17 protein-coding genes and 1 riboswitch are annotated in these 18,124 nt (G+C 67.6%); of the genes, 6 read left to right on the forward strand and 11 right to left on the reverse strand.

Annotation, left to right across the window (positions count from 1 at the left end):
- The first annotated feature begins 19 nt into the window (after nt 1-19).
- From ACW5DN_RS09170 to ACW5DN_RS09185, 4 genes are read left to right on the forward strand one after another with little or no spacing between them, the layout of a single operon-like run.
- The gene (locus ACW5DN_RS09170) at nt 20-1,390 is read left to right on the forward strand and encodes a penicillin-binding protein activator (RefSeq protein ID WP_456962380.1); all 1,371 of its coding nucleotides are present in this window, start codon (nt 20-22) and stop codon (nt 1,388-1,390) included.
- Nucleotides 1,374-1,754, forward strand: a complete 381-nt coding sequence (locus tag ACW5DN_RS09175; protein WP_456962381.1) for a YraN family protein — start codon at nt 1,374-1,376, stop codon at nt 1,752-1,754. The genes ACW5DN_RS09170 and ACW5DN_RS09175 overlap by 17 nt, the downstream gene beginning before the upstream one ends.
- A gap of 12 nt (nt 1,755-1,766) precedes the next feature.
- On the forward strand, nt 1,767-3,152 hold the full coding sequence (locus tag ACW5DN_RS09180) for an FAD-binding oxidoreductase (RefSeq protein WP_456962382.1): 1,386 nt from the start codon (nt 1,767-1,769) through the stop codon (nt 3,150-3,152).
- Nucleotides 3,149-3,787, forward strand: a complete 639-nt coding sequence (locus ACW5DN_RS09185; protein ID WP_456962383.1) for a uracil-DNA glycosylase family protein — start codon at nt 3,149-3,151, stop codon at nt 3,785-3,787. The genes ACW5DN_RS09180 and ACW5DN_RS09185 overlap by 4 nt, the downstream gene beginning before the upstream one ends.
- On the opposite strand, the gene thiL is transcribed toward ACW5DN_RS09185, so the two are convergent.
- The 8 genes from thiL to glyA form a co-directional block, all read right to left on the reverse strand.
- Nucleotides 3,784-4,821 carry a thiamine-phosphate kinase gene (gene thiL / locus ACW5DN_RS09190; protein WP_456962384.1) on the reverse strand — a complete coding sequence of 346 codons (1,038 nt, stop codon included), beginning with the start codon at nt 4,819-4,821 and terminating at the stop codon, nt 3,784-3,786. The two genes, ACW5DN_RS09185 and thiL, sit on opposite strands and share 4 nt — an antisense overlap.
- A gap of 12 nt (nt 4,822-4,833) precedes the next feature.
- Nucleotides 4,834-5,304, reverse strand: coding sequence for a transcription antitermination factor NusB (nusB, locus tag ACW5DN_RS09195; RefSeq protein WP_456962385.1), 471 nt, complete (start codon nt 5,302-5,304; stop codon nt 4,834-4,836).
- Nucleotides 5,301-5,768, reverse strand: a complete 468-nt coding sequence (gene ribH, locus ACW5DN_RS09200) for a 6,7-dimethyl-8-ribityllumazine synthase (RefSeq protein WP_456962386.1) — start codon at nt 5,766-5,768, stop codon at nt 5,301-5,303. Before ribH ends, nusB begins: the two co-directional genes overlap by 4 nt.
- A gap of 76 nt (nt 5,769-5,844) precedes the next feature.
- A complete protein-coding gene (gene ribB, locus ACW5DN_RS09205) occupies nt 5,845-6,969 on the reverse strand; it encodes a 3,4-dihydroxy-2-butanone-4-phosphate synthase (RefSeq protein ID WP_456962387.1) in 1,125 nt (374 codons plus the stop codon).
- A gap of 117 nt (nt 6,970-7,086) precedes the next feature.
- Complete coding sequence (locus ACW5DN_RS09210; RefSeq protein WP_456962388.1) at nt 7,087-7,704, reverse strand: riboflavin synthase; 618 nt, start codon at nt 7,702-7,704, stop codon at nt 7,087-7,089.
- Between the two features lie 157 nt (nt 7,705-7,861).
- Nucleotides 7,862-8,025, reverse strand: a riboswitch (FMN riboswitch).
- 139 nt (nt 8,026-8,164) lie between these two features.
- Entirely contained in the window at nt 8,165-9,262 is a 1,098-nt protein-coding gene (gene ribD, locus ACW5DN_RS09215) for a bifunctional diaminohydroxyphosphoribosylaminopyrimidine deaminase/5-amino-6-(5-phosphoribosylamino)uracil reductase RibD (protein WP_456962389.1), read from the reverse strand.
- Nucleotides 9,263-9,355: 93 nt separating this feature from the next.
- Nucleotides 9,356-9,877, reverse strand: coding sequence for a transcriptional regulator NrdR (nrdR, locus tag ACW5DN_RS09220; RefSeq protein ID WP_456962390.1), 522 nt, complete (start codon nt 9,875-9,877; stop codon nt 9,356-9,358).
- A gap of 166 nt (nt 9,878-10,043) precedes the next feature.
- Nucleotides 10,044-11,297 carry a serine hydroxymethyltransferase gene (gene glyA / locus ACW5DN_RS09225; RefSeq protein WP_456962391.1) on the reverse strand — a complete coding sequence of 418 codons (1,254 nt, stop codon included), beginning with the start codon at nt 11,295-11,297 and terminating at the stop codon, nt 10,044-10,046.
- A 223-nt stretch (nt 11,298-11,520) separates the two neighbouring features.
- Between glyA and ettA the strand changes: the two genes are divergently transcribed.
- Together ettA and pyrF are read left to right on the forward strand one after the other, a co-directional pair.
- Nucleotides 11,521-13,185: an energy-dependent translational throttle protein EttA gene (ettA, locus tag ACW5DN_RS09230; protein ID WP_456962392.1), complete on the forward strand. Its 1,665-nt coding sequence runs from the start codon at nt 11,521-11,523 to the stop codon at nt 13,183-13,185.
- Nucleotides 13,186-13,192: 7 nt separating this feature from the next.
- Nucleotides 13,193-14,029, forward strand: a complete 837-nt coding sequence (pyrF, locus tag ACW5DN_RS09235; protein ID WP_456962393.1) for an orotidine-5'-phosphate decarboxylase — start codon at nt 13,193-13,195, stop codon at nt 14,027-14,029.
- A gap of 42 nt (nt 14,030-14,071) precedes the next feature.
- Here pyrF and ACW5DN_RS09240 read toward each other — a convergent pair whose 3' ends face one another.
- Genes ACW5DN_RS09240 through gspD form a run of 3 tightly spaced genes read right to left on the reverse strand, consistent with a single transcriptional unit; the run spans nt 14,072 to nt 18,114 of the window.
- On the reverse strand, nt 14,072-14,974 hold the full coding sequence (locus tag ACW5DN_RS09240) for a glycosyltransferase family 2 protein (protein WP_456963017.1): 903 nt from the start codon (nt 14,972-14,974) through the stop codon (nt 14,072-14,074).
- A gap of 23 nt (nt 14,975-14,997) precedes the next feature.
- Nucleotides 14,998-15,876: a glycosyltransferase gene (locus ACW5DN_RS09245; protein ID WP_456962394.1), complete on the reverse strand. Its 879-nt coding sequence runs from the start codon at nt 15,874-15,876 to the stop codon at nt 14,998-15,000.
- 27 nt (nt 15,877-15,903) lie between these two features.
- The gene (gene gspD, locus ACW5DN_RS09250; protein WP_456963018.1) at nt 15,904-18,114 is read right to left on the reverse strand and encodes a type II secretion system secretin GspD; all 2,211 of its coding nucleotides are present in this window, start codon (nt 18,112-18,114) and stop codon (nt 15,904-15,906) included.
- Nucleotides 18,115-18,124: the final 10 nt, after the last annotated feature.

Raw genomic sequence — 18,124 nt, forward strand, 5'->3', positions numbered from 1 at the left:
TCGCGGCGAGCGCATGCCGATGAGCACACACCTCCGACGTCCCCGGCGCACCTGGCTGTTCGCCCTGACCATCATCGCCGTCCTGCTGGGCGGCTGCGTTTCGATGTCCCCGCAAACCTCGACACGGACCGGGCAGGACGCCATGCATCCACTGGTCGCACAGGCAGGTGAATTGCTCCGGGCCGGCGCCGGCAACCAGCAGATTGACGCACTGCTGGCCCAACTGGACGACGACACCCTTGCCGGCCAGGCGGCTGCGCTGGCGGTCGGGGATCCGCTCTACAACCACCTCGCACGCGCGCTGCTCAGCCGCGGACTGGCGCTGCCAAGGCCGCTGGAACGCGCCCGCTGGCAGTTCGATGCGGGCAGCCGGCCCCCGGCCGACGCCCGCGATGGCTACCGGCCTCCGGTGAAACTGGGCGTGTTGTTGCCATTGTCGGGAGGCATCTCGGCCGCCGCCGCACCGGTGCGCGACGGTTTCCTCGCCGGTTACTACGCCGAATCACGACGCCGGCCGGAAGTGGCCTTCTACGATACCCACGGCACGGCCGGTGGCGCGGTGGCGGCCTACGACCAGGCCGTGGCGGCAGGCAACGATTTCGTGGTCGGGCCATTGTCGCGCACCGGTGTCGACGCCTTGTTCCGTCGTGGAGCGCTGCCGGTACCGGTGCTTGCGCTCAACCATGGCCAGGTCGCACCGCCGGCCGGCAATGCCAGCTTCTCGTTGTCACCGGAAGACGAGGGCATCGCCGCCGCCGACCTGCTGGTCAAGCGCGGCGCAAAACGCGTCCTGGTGGTGGCCGATAGCGACGACCAGGCGCGCCGCTCGGTCGCGGCGCTGCGCGAGCGGCTGACCGGACAAGGCGTGGTGGTGACCGATGTACTCAGCGCCGGGGTGGCCGACCTGACGCCGTTTGTACAGAAAGAAGGCGGTGTCGACGCGATTTTCCTTGCCCTGCGCGGCAGTGCCGCACGCGAGCTGATGCCGCGGCTGGCCATGGCAGGACTGGCTGGGAAGCCGATGGTGGCAACGTCGCAATTGATTTCCGACACCGGCGAGGTAGACGAGGACCGGATCCTGGATGGCATCGCGTTCCCCGGCGGCACCTGGACCAGCGGCGGTCACGTGCCCGGCCTGCCGTCTGCGGCCAGTGCCGCACAAACCGTGTCGACCGCACGCGGCGGTGCGGCTCGGCTGTTCGCCTTCGGCTATGACGCCTGGCTGCTCACTGCCTATCTGGATCGCCTGTCGCAATCGGCCGATGCCTACGTCGCCGGCGCCACCGGTGCGCTCAGCATCGATGCCTCCGGCAATGTCCAGCGCGTTCCTGCCTGGCTGACCTTCAGTGGCGGGGTCGTCGTACCGCTGGGCAATGGCAACCGTTACTGACCGGCGCCAGCGCGGTGCCGCGGTGGAAGCCGCTGCCCGCGACCACCTGCAGCAATCGGGCTTGCGTCCGGTTGCCGCCAACGCCAGTTACCGCCTCGGCGAGATCGACCTGGTGATGCTGGACGGCGACACCCTGGTGTTCGTGGAGGTGCGCTACCGCCGCGATGACCGTTTTGGCGGCGGCGCCGCCTCGGTCGACTGGCGCAAGCAGCGCAAGCTGGTACGCGCCGCGCAGATGTTCCTGCTGCGCCACCCCCGTTATGCCGACGGACCGTGCCGATTCGACGTGGTCGAGGCCGATGGCGACCCGGAATCCCCGCGCCTGAACTGGTTGCGCGATGCGTTTCGCGCCGACGATTGCTGAGCCGATAGCGCGATGCCCACGCCATTGCCGACTGAGCTGCATGCTGAAATGACCGACTTGCTGGGCGCGGCGTGGCTCACCGACGACAGCGAACGACTTGCCTACGCCTATGACAACTCGCGGCAGTTGGCGTTGCCCGACGCGGTCGCCCTGCCCACCTCCGCAGCACAAGTGGTCGCGTTGGTCCGCGCCTGTCGCAAACACCGGGTGCCGGTGATCGCCCGGGGTCGCGGCACCAATACCACCGGCGCGGCGGTGCCGGTCCATGCCGGCGTGGTGGTCTCGTTCGAGCGCATGGACAAGATCCTCGACATCCGTCCCGGCGACCGTTGTGTGGTGGTCCAGCCCGGGGTCCTCAATGGCGACCTGCAAGCCGCGCTTGCGCCGCACGGACTGTTCTGGCCGCCCGATCCGACCAGCGCCGCGTTCAGCACCGTCGGCGGCAACCTGGCCTGCAACGCCGGCGGGCCGCGCGCGGTGAAATACGGGGCCAGCCGCGACAACCTGCTCGCCCTGACCGCGGTCACCGGCGCCGGTGAGCTGATCCACTGCGGCACCCAGACCACCAAGGGCGCAACCGGATACGACCTGCAACGGCTGCTGGTAGGCAGTGAAGGCACGCTGGCGCTGATCGTCGAAGCGTCGTTGCGACTGACCCCGGCACCAACCGCACAGCGTGCCCTCCGCGCGATCTACCGCGACGTGTCCAGCGCCTCGCAGGCGGTGGCCCGCTTGATGGCGCAGCCTGTCACGCCGTCGATACTGGAATTCATGGATGCACAGGCGGTGCGGCTGGCGCGTGACGTCGGTGGCGCCGACTTGCCCGATGATGCCGGCGCACTGCTGATGATCGAAGCCGACGGCGACCCGGCGCATTTGCCGCACGATATCGAAGCGCTGAAGGACGCCGCTCGGGGCGAAGGCCTGGTCGCCCTGGACGATGCGGCCGACGAGCCGGCGCGCGCGCAATTGTGGGCCGCCCGCAAGTCGCTGTCCCCGGCGCTGCGGACGCTCGCCCCCGGCAAGATCAACGAGGACGTGGTGGTGCCGGTATCGCGCATCCCGGAACTGGTCGATGGCGTGCAGCAACTGGCGCGCGATTGCGGGCTGCCGATTGTCTGTTTCGGCCATGCCGGCAATGGCAATCTGCACGTCAACCTGATGTACGACCCGGCCGACCAGGACCAGTCCACACGCGCCAACGCCACGATGGCCAAGGTGTTCACGCTGGCGATTTCACTCGGCGGCACCCTGTCGGGCGAGCACGGCATCGGGCTGGCCAAGCGCGACTTCATGCCACAGGCAATCACGCCGCCGACGTTGGCACTGATGCGCGCCATCAAGTCCACCTTCGACCCCGACGGCATCCTCAACCCCGGCAAGCTACTTCCGCCATGAGCGCAGCGGCGACACCAGGCACGGGCCACACCACGGATCCTCCCGGCGACGGCGCCGAGCTGGATCGGTTGCTGGTGGACATACGCGCTTGCAGGATCTGCGAGGCCTCGCTGCCGCTCGGGCCACGCCCGGTGCTGGCCGCCAGCCAGAGCGCGCGGGTAATGGTGGTCGGCCAGGCACCGGGGCGCAAGGTGCACCTCAGCGGCGTGCCGTGGGATGACGCCAGCGGGCAACGCCTGCGTGAGTGGCTGGGAATCGATGGCTCTACCTTCTACGACCCGGCCCAGGTCGCGATCATCCCGATGGGCTTCTGCTACCCCGGCAAGGCCGGTTCCGGCGATGCTCCGCCGCGCCCCGAATGCCGCGCGACCTGGCATCCGCGATTGCTGCCGCTGCTGCCCAATATCGAACTGACGGTCCTGATCGGCCAGTACGCCCAGACCTATTTTCTCGGCGGGCGGCGCGGAAACAACCTCACCGCGACCATGCGCGCCTGGCGCGACTACCTGCCGACCGAGCTGCCACTGCCCCACCCCAGCCCGCGCAATGTCGCCTGGTTCAAGGCCAACCCCTGGTTCGAAGGCGAAGTGTTGCCGGTGCTGAAACAGCGCGTACGCGATGCGTTGTCGGTTTAGAAGTGCGTATAGCCGGTGCGCGGCGGATGCCACTGCCGGCCATCGGCCTCCAGCGCCCGCACGCCCTCGCCGGCGATCACCCGGCCAATGCGGGTGATCGTGGTTACCGTCTGTTTCGCCAGCGCATTGATCGATTCGCGCGCGCTCACCGGCGCGCTGAAACACAATTCGTAATCGTCACCGCCGCCCGCCTGCAGGACGCGTCGCTGAGGCTGGTCGAATGCCCGGGCCAGTGCGGATGAGCTCGGCAGGGCATCGAGCTCGATCTCGGCGCCGACGCTGCTGGCGCGGCAAAGGTGTCCGAGGTCGGCGAGCAGGCCATCGGAAATATCGATTCCCGCGTGGGCAAGGATGCCCAACCGCCGGCCGATGGCGACGCGCGGCGTCGGTCGATCCAGACGCGGACGCAGGGATTCGATCGCCTGCGCACGCTCGCCTTCCGGTGCCGGTGACCGATCCGATGGCTCACGCGGGGCGGTGTCGGACACACTCTCGTCGCGCTTCAACAGCAACGGGCCTGCGCCTGGCAGCAACAACGCCAGCGCCGCTGCCGCGTCACCGAGGGTTCCCGTCACCCAGAGATCGTCGTCCACTTGCGCGCCATCGCGACGCAGCGCGCGGCCGGGCTCGACCAGCCCATGCGCGGTGACACTGACCGACAGCGGCCCGCGCGTGGTATCGCCACCAATCAAGGCAACGCGGTGTTCCGCGGCCAACGCCAGGAAACCGTCCAGGAAACCGTCCAGCCAGACCGGATCATCGCCGGGCATCGACAGCGACAAGGTGCACCAGGCCGGGGTCGCCGCCATCGCGGCCAGATCCGACAGGTTGACTGCCAATGCCTTCCAGCCGATATCGGCGGGGGCGGTATCGAGCGGAAAATGGACTCCGGCATTCAGCGTATCGGTACACACCACCAGCTGGAAACCGGCCGGCACCTGGATGATCGCAGCATCGTCGCCGATGCCCAGCACCACGTCATCGCGGGTCTGTGCCCGGGAGCGGATGCGATCAATCAGGTCGAACTCGGCCATGCGCGTGTTGGCTCAATCGGGCTTGCGCCGTGACGCGTTGACCTCGACCGCCCGCCATTCCGCCGCGGCATGATCCAGCACGCCGTTGACGTAGGTGTGGCCGTGCTCGGCGCCGAAACGCTTGACCGACTCGATCGCCTCGTTGATCACCACCCGGTACGGCACGTCCGGGCGATGTTGCAGCTCGTAGGTGGCGATCCGCAGGGCCGCCAACTCGATGGGATCGACCTGGGCAATATCGCGATCCAGGAAGGGCGTCAATGCCTGGTCCAGCTCGACGCGATGCTTGTCCACGCCGTGCACGAGCTCCTCGAAATAGGCCAGATCGGCGACCTCGCGGGCTTGCTCGTGGGCGAACTGGGTCACCACTTCGCGCGCGCTGGAGCCGGACATCTGCCAGGCATACAGCGCCTGCAATGCGCGCCGCCGTGCCCGCGAGCGACCCACCGCGTCGATACCTCCCGGCCGGCGACGGTGGTTCATGCCAGTCGCTCCATCAGGTTCGCCATCTCCAGTGCGGCCAGTGCCACTTCCTCGCCCTTGTTGCCATGGCTGCCGTTGGCGCGCTTCTCCGCATCCTCGTGCACCTCCACGGCCAGCACGCCGTTGCAGACCGGCACGCCGTGATCCAGTGCAACCCGCATCAGACCCTCCGCGCAGCCATCGGCCACCTGCTCATAGTGGCGGGTATCGCCGCGCACCACGCAACCCAGCGCGACAATCGCCGCGTAACGCCCCGCGGCGGCAATACGCGCGGCGGCCACCGGGATCTCCCACGCGCCCGGCACCCGGATCACGTCGATGGCCTCCTCGGCCACGCCGTTGTCGGAGAAGGTCTTGCGTGCGCCCATCACCAGGGTGTCGGTGATGCGCGGATTCCAGCGACTGGCAATGATTGCGAAACGCGCGCTTTCAGGGCTGCGCAGGTCGCCTTCGATATGGGGCATGTCAGGGAAAGCCTTGGAGGGGGAGGGGAGTTGCCGGGGTCTGGCGAGACCGCAGTTTACCGCGCGGGCGCACCGGCTACATCGACTCCACGTACTCGACTACTTCCAGCCCGAAGCCGGCCAGTCCGACCTGCTTGCGTGGCGTGCCCAGCACCCGCAGCTTGCCCAGCCCGAGGTCGGCCAGGATCTGGCTGCCGGCGCCATTGCGCCGCCATTCGGTCAGGCCCTGGCCGGCGCCAGGACTGATCTCCTGCATCGGCGCGTCGGCCGCCTGCGGTTCGGCGCGAATGCGCGCCAGCAGCGCGGGGGTATCGGCATGATCGGCCAACAGCACCAGGGCGCCGCGATCCTGCTCGGCGATCGCGGCGAGCACATCGCCGACCGCCGGCCCAAAGTCCGCGCGCCGCCAATGCAGCACGTCGGCCAGCGGGTTGTTCATGTGCACCCGCACCAGGGTCGGGATGGCCGGATCGGCCTCGCCCCGCAACATCGCAAAATGCAGCGCGTGGCTGAGCCGGTCACGGTAGGTCAGCAACTGGAACGGGCCGTGGTCGGTCTCGATTGGCCGGCTGTCGACCCGTTCCACGGTGTGCTCGGTCTCCAGCCGGTGCCGGATCAGCTGCTCGATCGAACCGATCTTCAAGCCGTGCTCGGCGGCAAACTTTTCCAGCTCCGGTCGTCGCGCCATGGTGCCATCGGCATTGAGCACCTCCACCAGTACCCCGGCCGGCTCCAGACCAGCCATCAGTGCCAGGTCGATCGCCGCCTCGGTATGGCCGGCGCGGTTGAGCACGCCGCCGGGCTGGGCCTGCAGCGGGAAGATGTGGCCCGGCTGGACCACATCGGACGGCGTCGCGTCGGGGCGGACGGCCGTGCGGACGGTGTGGGCGCGGTCGTAGGCGGAGATGCCGGTGGTGACGCCTTCGGCGGCCTCGATGCTGACGGTGAAGTTGGTGTGGTGCTGGGAGGTGTTGTCGCGGACCATCGGCGGCAGACCGAGCTGGACGCAGCGCTCGCGGGTCAGCGACAGGCACACCAGACCACGCGCGTGGGTGACCATGAAGTTGATGTCGGTCGGCTTGACCAGCTCGGCGGCCATGATCAGGTCACCTTCGTTTTCGCGATCCTCGTCATCAACGATGACGACCATGCGGCCGGCGCGGATTTCTTCCAGCAGTTCGGGGACGGTGGCAAAGCTCATTGGGGTGGTTCCTGTGGTGTGGGCCGGCGGCAGGGAGGCGCCGCGGGCCCGTGATCGTCGTTTCCGAATGGGCGGAAACCGGTAGTGGCAGCAAATGCGGAAGGGAGACTCGCGGCGTCAGCGTTCCGCACGGCCCTGCAGCAGGCGTTCGACATAGCGCGCGACCAGATCCACCTCCAGATTGACCGCGTCGCCAGGCCGGGTGTCGGCGAAAGCGGTGTGGGCAACCGTGTGCGGCACCAGCGCGACCTCGAAGCCGTCAGCATCGACCTCATTGACGGTCAGGCTGACGCCGTCGACGCAGATCGAGCCCTTCTTGGCGATATAACGCAGCACGGCCGGCGGTGCGGTGAACCGCCAGCGTTGGGCGCGCGCATCCGGTGAGATCGTCGCGACCGCGCCGACCCCATCGACATGGCCGCTGACCATGTGGCCGCCAAGCCGGTCGGTCGGGCGCATCGCCCGCTCCAGGTTGACCGGCGCGCCAATGGGCAGCTGGCCCAAGGTGGTCAGCGCCAGCGTCTCGTTGGATGCGTCGGCCTGGAATGTGTTTTCGCGGCCCTTGTCGACGTCAAACTCGACCACGGTCAGGCAGGTACCGTTGACCGCGATCGACTCACCCAAGGCCACCTGATCGAATGGCAGCGAGCCGACCTCGATGACAAGCCGTGCGTCACCGCCTCGGGAATCGCGTGCGGCCAGGCGGCCGACACCTTCGATGATGCCGGTGAACATCAGCGTGACTCCCCGGCAAGACCACTTGGCAGGGTCGCCAGAACGCACCGCAACACCGGACACTTCAATGACATGGACATGGCTCGTTTCCCGCATCAATGGATGGCGAAAAACGCCACAAGGCAATGGCTTACGCATGGCCCCAGGGCCTGGCGTACGCCGTCTTCTTTCATCCGGACTATGACCGTCGGCTCCGGCATTCGACCGGATCTGCTGACCCTGCAGCAGCTGGCTGCAGGCGCTCGCGGGCTTGTCACCACGGCCGTCATGGCCAGGTAACCTACCGCCGGTGGGGAGTCGCACCCCGCCCTGAAGACGTTTACGTGTGGTGCCACCGCAGTGGCGTGGCGATTCTACCAGCCCGCAGGCGCCACGACTGTCCGATCCGTGGAACGCTGTGGCTGTAATCCGCGCTTCTGATCCGCCCCTACGCCGTCAAGCCTGGCTTGCGGGGCCTGGTTTACGGGCCTGTCTCTGGTTGCAACAGGACCCGGATGTCCTCGCCCAACTGGCGCGATTCAACCACGCGCATCTGCATGCGCTCGGCCATCGTCTCGATATTGAGTCCATCAAACAGCGGTCGCGCCTGTGATCCCAGCAGCACCGGGGCGACATAGAGCAGCAGCTCGTCGACCACCCCGGCTTCCAGGAAGGCCGCCGCCAGGGTTGCCCCGGCTTCCACCTGGACTTCGTTGACGCCTCGCGCGGCCAGCAGCTTCAGCACCGCGAGCAGGTCGAAGCGGCCGCTCTCGACCGCGACCGTCGCCAGCTCGGCATCGATACCGCGGCCGAGCTTGGTATTGGGCGCATGGATGTACAGGGTCGGCGCGTCACCGTCGCGCACGCGGCCGCGGGCGATCGTGGCCAATCCGGGGTCAAGCACCACCCGCAATGGCGGGACGAAGGCGACGCCCTCGTCCAACCGCACCGTCAACGACGGGTCGTCCGCCAACACGGTGCCGGCACCGGTCACCAGCGCCCCGGCACGGGCGCGCCAATGTTGGACGTCCAGGCGTGACGCCTCGCCGCTGATCCACTTGGATTCGCCACTGGCCAGCGCGCTGCGGCCATCCAGGCTGGTGGCCAGCTTGACCCGCACCCAGGGCCGGCCACGCACGATCCGTGACAGGTAGCCGCGGTTGAGTTCGCGCGCCAGGGCTTCCATCAAACCGTGCTCGACCTGGATCCCGGCGGCCTGGAGCTTGTCGAAACCGGCGCCATCGACCTGTGGGAACGGGTCACGCATCGCCGCCACCACCCTTGCCACCCCGGCGGCGACCAACGCGTCCGCGCACGGCCCGGTGCTGCCGGTATGCGCGCACGGCTCCAAGGTCACGTAGACCGTGGCGTCCTTGGCCCGGTCACCGGCGGCTTCCAGCGCCAGCACCTCGGCATGCGCTTCGCCGGCGCGCTGGTGGTAGCCCTCGCCCACCACCTCGTCACCCTGGGCGATCACGCACCCGACCATCGGATTGGGCCGGGTGGTGTAAGCGCCGTGCTCAGCCAGGCGCAGGGCGCGCGCCATCATCAGGTGGTCGGTTGCGGTGAATTCGGGCATGGACGGTGGATTCCTCTTGCGGGAGTCGGAAGGTCTGCGGTCAGCGGCGCTGGCGGGAGCGGAGGCGGAAACGGTTGCGGAAACGCCCCGCCATCAGCGCTTGCGCGATTTGGTTGCCGTGTCGGTGTCCCCACCCAACAGTGGCAACTGGTCTGCGCCGGAATTGTCGCTCTCGAGTCGATCCAGTTCATCGCGGAAATCCGCCACGTCCTGGAACGCGCGATAGACCGAGGCAAAGCGCACGTAGCCGACATGGTCGAGCTTGCGCAATTCGCCCATCACGAACTCGCCCACCCGCAGCGACGACAACTCGCGCTCGGTGGTGCGGCGCAGTTGGTGGACCACCGCGCGCACCGCCGTCTCGATCTGCTCTTCCGCCACCGGCCGTTTTTGCAATGCGCGGTCGAAGCCGCCGCGCAGCTTGCGTGCGTCAAAGGATTCGCGACGGCCATCGGACTTGATGATTACCGGCAACTTGAGCTCGACCGTCTCCAGGGTGGAGAAGCGCTCGCCGCAGGCCTCGCAAACGCGGCGACGGCGGATGGTCGCGCCGTCATCGGACACCCGCGAGTCGATGACGCGGGTGTCTACGTGTTGGCAGAAGGGACAGTGCATGGCGGGCGGGGGCTAGCCGGGTTGCCCGGTCGTGCGGGGGCGGCGGGTTGAAACCCGACCTACGGGTGGCCGGGCATGTCGGGTTGAAACCCGACCTACGGGTGACTGGCCATGAGGGGTCGAGACCCGCCCCGGGGGTGCGGGGTGGGTGCGCGTCAGGCAGCGGTCAACCATAGACGGGGAATTGCGCGCATTGCGTGGTCACGTTTTCGCGCACGGACTTGATCAGGCCCTCGTCATTCGGGTTGTCGAGGATGTCGCACATCCAGTTGGCCAGCGCGACACAGTCCGCCTCGAGGTAACCGCGCGTGGTCACCGCCGGGGTGCCGATGCGCAGACCGGAGGTGATGAACGGCTTTTGCGGGTCGTTGGGTACCGCGTTCTTGTTGACGGTGATGTGCGCCTTGCCCAACGCGGCTTCCGCGTCCTTGCCGGTAATCCCCTTGCCGATCATGTCGATCAGGATCAGGTGGTTCTCGGTGCCGCCCGAGACCACCTTGTAGCCGCGATCGATGATGACCTTGGCCATCGCCTTGGCGTTTTTCACCACCTGGGCCTGGTAGTCCTTGAACGCCGGCTCCAGTGCCTCCTTGAACGCCACCGCCTTGGCCGCGATCACGTGCATCAGCGGGCCGCCCTGCAGGCCGGGGAAGACGATGCTCTGCAGCTTCTTGACCAGCTCCTCGGTCGGGTTGCTGGCAATGATGATGCCGCCGCGCGGGCCGCGCAGGGTCTTGTGGGTGGTCGAGGTCACCACGTGCGCGTGCGGCACCGGATTGGGGTAAACGCCGGCGGCGATCAGGCCGGCGACGTGGGCCATGTCGACGAAGAAGATCGCGCCCACCGCATCGGCAATCTCGCGCATCCGCGCCCAATCCACCACCTGCGAGTAGGCGCTGAAGCCGCCGATCAACATCTTCGGTTTGTGCTCACGGGCCAGCCGCTCCATCTCGTCGTAGTCGATCAACCCGGACTCGTCCAGGCCGTACGGGACGACGTTGAACAGCTTGCCGCTGATGTTGACCTTGGCCCCGTGGGTGAGATGGCCGCCATGCGCCAGGCTCATGCCCAGGATGGTGTCACCGGGCTTCAACAGTGCGAAGTACACCGCCTGGTTGGCCTGCGAGCCCGAATGCGGCTGCACGTTCGCGTAATCAGCGCCGAACAACTCCTTCAACCGGTCGATCGCGAGCCGCTCGGCCACGTCGACGTATTCGCAGCCGCCGTAGTAACGCTTGCCGGGATAGCCCTCGGCGTACTTGTTGGTCAGCTGGCTACCCTGGGCTTCCATCACCCGCGGGCTGGCGTAGTTTTCCGAGGCGATCAGCTCGACGTGGTCTTCCTGGCGGCGATTCTCGTTCGCGATGGCCTGGGCGAGTTCCGGGTCAAATCCTTCAATACGTGCATCGCGCGCAAACATTGCCACTCCAGTTCAGATGAAGAAGGGAAGGCCCCGAGTTTAGCCCCGACCCGCCGCCGGAACCACGGGCGAACGGGTTGTCGGTGCGACCTGCACCCAAACCAACTGCCCGCTGACCCGCCCGCTGCAGGAAACTCCTGCATCCGGGATAATGGCCGGCTATCGATCCTTTCCGGCCCCTGCCCCCGCGCAGGGCGCCGCCGTCTGCCTGCGGAGCCCCCGAATGTCGCAATACATCTACACCATGAACGGCGTCAGCAAGACCGTTCCGCCCAAGCGCCAGATCATCAAGGACATATCCTTGTCGTTCTTCCCCGGCGCCAAGATCGGCCTGCTGGGCTTGAACGGCTCGGGCAAGTCGACGGTGCTGAAGATCATGGCCGGCGTCGACCCCGACTTCACCGGCGAGGCGCGCGCGGCCAAGGACATCAAGGTCGGCTACCTGGCCCAGGAACCCCAGCTCAACCCCGAGCACACCGTGCGCGAAGCGGTCGAGGAAGGCCTGGGCGAGGTGATCAATGCCCAGGCCGCATTGGACAAGGTCTATGAGGCCTACGCCGACGAGAACGCCGACTTCGACAAGCTCGCCGCCGAGCAGCAGCGCCTGGAGGCGATCCTCGCCACCGGCGATGCGCACACGCTGGAGCACCAACTGGAAGTCGCCGCCGACGCGCTGCGCCTGCCGCCGTGGGAAGCCATCATCGGCAAGCTGTCCGGTGGCGAGAAGCGCCGCGTCGCACTGTGCCAGCTGCTGCTGCAGAAGCCCGACATGCTGCTGCTTGATGAGCCGACCAACCACCTGGACGCCGAGTCGGTGGAGTGGCTGGAGCAGTTCCTCGCCCGCTACAGCGGCACCGTGGTCGCGGTCACCCATGATCGCTACTTCCTGGAAAATGCCGCCGAGTGGATCCTGGAGCTGGATCGCGGCAAGGGCATCCCGTGGAAGGGCAACTACACCGCCTGGCTGGAGCAGAAATCCGAGCGACTGAAGCGCGAGGAGTCCGGCGAGAAGGCCCGCCAGAAGGCGCTGGCCAGGGAGTTGGAGTGGGTGCGCAGCAACGCCAAGGGCGGCCGCACCAAGGGCAAGGCGCGCATGGCGCGGTTCGATGAGCTCAACTCGGTCGAATACCAGCGCCGCAACGAGACCAACGAGATCTTCATCCCGCCGGGCGAGCGGCTGGGCAACTCGGTGATCGAGTTCAACAACGTCTCCAAGTCGTTCGGCGACCGCCTGCTGATCGACGACCTGAGCTTCATCATCCCGCCCGGCGCGATCGTCGGAATCATCGGCCCCAACGGCGCCGGCAAGTCGACCCTGTTCAAGATGATCACCGGGCAGGAAACCCCGGAAAAGGGTGAGATCACCCGTGGCCCGTCGACCAAGGTCGCCTATGTCGACCAGAGCCGCGACACGCTGGAAGGCGACCACAACGTGTTCCAGGAAATCTCCGGCGGCGCGGATATCCTCAACATCAACGGGGTCGAGATCCAGTCGCGCGCCTACCTGGGCCGCTTCAACTTCAAGGGCCAGGATCAGCAGAAACTGGTGGGCACGCTGTCGGGTGGTGAACGCGGCCGCCTGCACCTGGCCAAGACCCTGCTGCAGGGCGGCAACGTGCTGCTGCTCGATGAGCCATCCAACGACCTGGACGTGGAGACCCTGCGCGCACTGGAAGACGCGATTCTGGAGTTCCCCGGCTGCGCGGTGGTGATCAGCCACGACCGCTGGTTCCTGGACCGCATCGCCACCCACATCCTCGCCTTCGAGGGCGACTCGCACGTGGAGTACTTCCAGGGCAACTACCGCGAATACGAGGACGACAAGAAGCGTCGCCTCGGCGAAGAAGGCGCCCAGCCCAAGCGCCTCCGGTTCAAGGCACTGAAGTGAGTTTGCAATGACCTTCATGCAGGCCCTGAAACACCGCTGGTCCGACGCCGACTCACTGGTCTGCGTCGGGCTCGATCCGGAGCCGGCGAAGTTCCCGGCGCAATTCGCCAACGACCCCGATGCGGTGTTCAACTTCTGCCGCGGCATCGTCGATGCAACGGCCGAATACGTCTGCGCATTCAAGCCGCAGATCGCCCATTTCGCCGCTCTGGGCGCGGAGGACGCGCTGGCGCGGCTGATCGCCCACATCCACGCCAACCACCCCGGCATCCCGGTGATCCTGGACGCCAAGCGGGGCGATATCGGCAGCACCGCACAGCATTACGCCAGCGAGGCGTTCGACCGCTACCGCGCAGACGCGGTGACCGCCAACCCGTATCTGGGACGCGACTCGCTGCAGCCGTTCCTGGATCGCGCCGACCGCGGTGTGGTGATCCTGTGCCGCACCTCCAATCCCGGTGCGAGCGACCTGCAGGACCTGCTCGTGACCGGCAACGGCCGCGAACGCCCGTTGGAGCGCCCGCTATACCAGCACGTCGCCGAAACCATCGCGCGCGACTGGAACGGCCACGGCAATTGCGCACTGGTGGTCGGCGCGACCTGGCCGGAACAACTGCGCGAGGTGCGTGCGATCGTCGGCGAGATGCCTTTCCTGGTCCCCGGCGTCGGTGCCCAGGGCGGCGACGTCGAGGCGGTGGTGAAAAACGCGAAGACCGCCGACGGGACCGGCCTGATGGTCAGTTCCTCCCGCGCGATCCTGTATGCCTCCCCCGGTGACGACTTCGCACAGGCCGCCGCCACCGTCACCCGCACCTTGCGCGACCAGATCAACCGGTATCGCTGAGCCGCGCCTGCGGTTTATTGCCGGAAGGCTTCGCGCGCGGCGTCAACGATCTCCGTTGATCAGTTGGGCAATCAGTTGCCGGGTCAAGACCTGCAGGAAGTGCAGCCAGATCGCCAGCCAGACGGCAGCGCGCGCCAGTACGCCGCGGCGGGGCGCCTCGAACTTGCGGAAGTAGCGCCACAGGCCACGGTGCTTGTGCCACTCGACGAACACCGGCCGCGACCGGCTCGACACGCCGCGCACGTGAACCACGCGGATCTGGTTGGCGACGGCAATGGTTGCGCCAAGCCCGGCGATCCGGCGGCACAGATCCAGGTCCTCGGCATGCAGGCGGTAGTCCTCGTCGAATCCTCCAACCTGCTCGAACAGGCGGCGCGGCAGGAACATCAACGCCCCGGAAATCGCCGCCACCGGCTGCAGCACCTGGGCGTCGTCTGCCGGGATCGCCATGTCGGCGCCCCCGGAGCTGCGGCTTGCGCGGTTGAACCAGCCGGCCAGCATGGCGCCGAAATCGGGGGCGTGGCGACGCGCAGCAGGGTCACGCACGCCATCCTCGCCGACCAGGTCAGCGCCCAGCAGGATGTGCCCGGGTGTGGTTGCGTCGATCGCCAACGCCCGCAGGCGGGCAAGCGTGTCGTGCTCGACCATCGCATCGGGATTGACGAAGGCCAGCCACTCGCATCCCGGCGCGCGGCTGGCGACATCCGCCGCGCCCTGGTTGCAGGCCACCCCGAATCCGGGGTTGTCCGGGTTGGCGATAAAACGCACGCGCGGGTCAGCGGTGGCGTGGCGCTGGATGATCTCCAGGCTGCCGTCGTCGGACAGGTTGTCCACTACCCGGATCGCAGCGACGCCGGTGGCCGCGCGCAAGCGGCCCAGGCAGTCGTCAATGGTCGACGCGCTCTGGTGGGTCACTACGACCACGGCAATGTCGGCAGCCGGCATGGTGGCAGCGGGCACTGGACTGGTCACGTTCGATCCGGCCCGGTGGATGCATCCACCATCGCGTCGGGCGGCGGAAACAGATCGGCTTGCGGCACCGGTGGCCCAATTGAAGCCAGCAACTGGCCCAACTGCTCGCGCGCGCCGTGCAACGGATCGCGCATCAAGAAGGCGGCCAGCCGCGCATGCCAGTCCGGCCAGCGCGCCGCGAGGCGATCCATGTCGCCCTCGAACGCCGCGCCCTCTGCCGGGCGGGCGACGAACGCCGACTCGCACAACACATTGCGCCAACCCAAGCCGGACAGTCGCAACGACAGGTCGATCAGACCGGCGTACCAGGACCCGTAACTGGCCACGTCCAGCCCGCCGGCACGCTTGCGCGCGCTGCCGCGCAACACCACGGCGTGACTGATCGCGGCAGGCAGCTCGGGATGAATTTCAGGCATCCCCGCAGCAGCGCGTCCCAGTCGCTCGGGATCGGCCGGCATGGGATCGATCTCGCCAATTCGCGGCCAGGCCGCCGCCTCGCCGGCGTTACTCCAAGTACTGACGGTGGCGATTGCGCCGTCGCTGCCCAGGCAGGCGGCCATTGCATCGAGCCAGCCGGCCACTGGCACCGCATCGGCGGCGAGCACGGCGACGTCGGCATCGCCACAAGCGGCCAGTATCTCGTCCAGGTGCGCCAGCTCGCCGATGCTGCGCTGGCGACGGGTGTAGTCGGCCTTCAACGCGGTGCGCGACATCCAATGTTCGATGATCGCGTAGCCGCGCGGACCCGCCAGGGCGTCGTCGGCCAGCCAGACCCGGGTGCCCGCCGGGGTCGCCGCCTCCAATGCTGCCAGGCTGGCGTCGAGCGCGGCGTCGTCAGCGCCGACCGGGAATACAACGATCGGCAGTTCAGCCATGGATCCCTGCCGGAGTGAAGTTCCGGGTCATGGTTTGGGCTGGCGGTACAACGGCTCCAGCGCGCGGAACTGGCGGCCGTACTCGTCGGTCATCTCGCGCGCCTCCTGCGGGTTCCTGATGATGGTCGGGGTCAGCAGGACGATGGTTTCCTCGCGGTGGGTCGTGGAACTCTGGGTGCCGAACAGGCCGCCGATCACCGGGATCCGGCTCAGGCCCGGGAAGCCCTTCGAGCCGCGGGTCACGCCATCGCGGATCAGGCCGGCCAGCATCACCGTGTCGCCACTCTGGATCGCCGCCTCGGTCTTGAGCTTGCGGGTGTCGATGCGCACGTTGCCGTACTTGTCCGGGTCACCGCCGGGCGCGCTGACCTCCTGCACGATGTCCAGGAACACCATGCCGTCCTGGGTCACCCGCGGTCGAACCTTGAGGATCACGCCGGTGTCCAGATACTCGACCTGGCTGTAGCTGTTGTCGCCGCCCAGGCCGGGGTTGACGGTGACCGAGGACACCGGGATCCGGCTGCCGACGTTGAACTCCGCCTGCGCGTTGTTGCGCACCACCACCGACGGGGTCTGCAACATGTTGACGTCGGTTACCGAGTCGAGCGCGCTGATGACCGCGGCCGCATTGCGCCCCAGGAACGTCCACGCCATTCCGGCCGGGCTGCCGTTGCCGGCGTCGCCCTGCACGCTTCCGGCCAGGGTGCTCCAGGTCGTGCGGTCGACCGCATCCGGCAAGCCGGCATCGGTCACGCCGCGCTCGAAGAACCAGTTGACGCCGTACTCCAGCGCGCCACTGAGCTGCACCTCGACCACCTGCGCCTCGATATGGACCTGCATCGGCATCACGTCGAGCTGGACGATCACGTCCTTGATCGACTGCCAGGCTTGCGGGGTCGAGCGGATCAGCAGCGCGTTGGTCTCCTCCACCGCGGACACGCCGACCTTGTCGCCCTGAATCTCCAGGCTGACGCTGCCATTGCCGCTTTGCGCCGCATCCAGCGACATCTCACCGCCGCCGGAACCACCACTGCGCCCGCCTCTGCCGCTGCGTCCGCCCCTGCCGCCGACGTTCGCGTTGTTGCCCAGCACCACGCTCGACCCGGAGTCGCTGGACGATATCTCCGCCGATTGCAGCCCCGGCATCAGCGAAGGCCGGCCGTCGTCGCCGCCGCCCGAGCCCGCCGATGAACCGCCAAACACCTCTGACAGACGATCGGCCAGGTCACGCGCCTTGATGTACTTGAGCTGGTAGGTGTACAGCTGCACCGAACCGCCCGCGCCATCGATGCGCTCCAACCATTGCTGGATCTGGTCCAGATACTCTGCTTGCGGGGTGATCACCATCACCGCGTTGGCGCCTTCCAGCGGCATGAAACGGAACATGCCGGCCACCGGGGACTTGCTGCTTTCGCCAAACACTTTTTCCAGGTCGGCGACCACCCGGTCGGCCTTGCCCGATTGCAGCGGGAACACGCCTACCGACATGCCCGACAACCAGTCGACGTCGAAGACCTCGATCGTGCGCAGGTAGTTCTGCAACTCCGCGCGGGTACCACCGACACTGATCACGTTGCGCGACGCATCGGTGCCGATGATCGCGCCGGGGCGCGCATACGGCTCCAGGATCTTCTTCATTTCCTCGGCAGCGACATAGCGCAGCGGCACCGTGCGGACCTCGAAACCGCGCGCGTTGGCCGCACTGCCGGTACGCGGTGCGACGTTGCCGGCCAACGCCTGGTCGGCTGGCACGATGTTGTAGCGGCCATCGCTGTAGACCATGCGGGCGTTGTTCCAGCCCAGGACCTGGTCGAGCAGGCTGATCGCCTCGGCCGGGCTGACCGGGTTCGGCGTGGCCAGGGTCACGGTGCCCTGCACGCCCGGCGCGATCACGTAGTTCTGGCCCAGCATGTCGCCAAGGATCGCCTTGGCCACCGCATGCAGGGACTCACCTTCGAAGTTGAAGGTGGCCTGCCCGCTGGTGCCACCCGCATTGGGTCGCGGTGCCGCTGCGGCGGAACGGTTGATGACCTGGCCGGTGCCGCGGTGGATCCGGGGCTGCAATCCGGTCTCCGCATCTTCCGGCGACTGCACTGGCACGCCATCAACCACCGTGGCCGGGGAGGTTCCCGCAGTGCGTATCTGCACCCCCGCCGCTCCGGTCGGGTTGGGTGGCCCGTCACGGCGGACGTTGGGCACCGCCGTGCTGGCGCATCCCGCCACCAGGCCGGCGACCATCAGGCAGGCA

It is taken from the genome of Lysobacter sp. A289 (genome assembly GCF_054072675.1).

Excerpts from the sequence above, each read along its gene's own strand:
- ACW5DN_RS09210 (WP_456962388.1), bottom strand. The coding sequence starts at position 7,704 with ATGTTCACCGGCATCATCGAAGGTGTCGGCCGCCTGGCCGCACGCGAT.
- thiL (WP_456962384.1), bottom strand. The coding sequence starts at position 4,821 with ATGGCCGAGTTCGACCTGATTGATCGCATCCGCTCCCGGGCACAGACC.
- glyA (WP_456962391.1), bottom strand. The coding sequence starts at position 11,297 with ATGTTTGCGCGCGATGCACGTATTGAAGGATTTGACCCGGAACTCGCC.
- ACW5DN_RS09175 (WP_456962381.1), top strand. The coding sequence starts at position 1,374 with ATGGCAACCGTTACTGACCGGCGCCAGCGCGGTGCCGCGGTGGAAGCC.
- ettA (WP_456962392.1), top strand. The coding sequence starts at position 11,521 with ATGTCGCAATACATCTACACCATGAACGGCGTCAGCAAGACCGTTCCG.
- nusB (WP_456962385.1), bottom strand. The coding sequence starts at position 5,304 with ATGAACCACCGTCGCCGGCCGGGAGGTATCGACGCGGTGGGTCGCTCG.
- ribH (WP_456962386.1), bottom strand. The coding sequence starts at position 5,768 with ATGCCCCATATCGAAGGCGACCTGCGCAGCCCTGAAAGCGCGCGTTTC.
- pyrF (WP_456962393.1), top strand. The coding sequence starts at position 13,193 with ATGACCTTCATGCAGGCCCTGAAACACCGCTGGTCCGACGCCGACTCA.
- ribB (WP_456962387.1), bottom strand. The coding sequence starts at position 6,969 with ATGAGCTTTGCCACCGTCCCCGAACTGCTGGAAGAAATCCGCGCCGGC.
- gspD (WP_456963018.1), bottom strand. The coding sequence starts at position 18,114 with ATGGTCGCCGGCCTGGTGGCGGGATGCGCCAGCACGGCGGTGCCCAAC.
- ACW5DN_RS09170 (WP_456962380.1), top strand. The coding sequence starts at position 20 with ATGAGCACACACCTCCGACGTCCCCGGCGCACCTGGCTGTTCGCCCTG.
- ACW5DN_RS09245 (WP_456962394.1), bottom strand. The coding sequence starts at position 15,876 with ATGGCTGAACTGCCGATCGTTGTATTCCCGGTCGGCGCTGACGACGCC.
- ACW5DN_RS09180 (WP_456962382.1), top strand. The coding sequence starts at position 1,767 with ATGCCCACGCCATTGCCGACTGAGCTGCATGCTGAAATGACCGACTTG.
- ACW5DN_RS09240 (WP_456963017.1), bottom strand. The coding sequence starts at position 14,974 with ATGCCGGCTGCCGACATTGCCGTGGTCGTAGTGACCCACCAGAGCGCG.
- nrdR (WP_456962390.1), bottom strand. The coding sequence starts at position 9,877 with ATGCACTGTCCCTTCTGCCAACACGTAGACACCCGCGTCATCGACTCG.
- ribD (WP_456962389.1), bottom strand. The coding sequence starts at position 9,262 with ATGCCCGAATTCACCGCAACCGACCACCTGATGATGGCGCGCGCCCTG.
- ACW5DN_RS09185 (WP_456962383.1), top strand. The coding sequence starts at position 3,149 with ATGAGCGCAGCGGCGACACCAGGCACGGGCCACACCACGGATCCTCCC.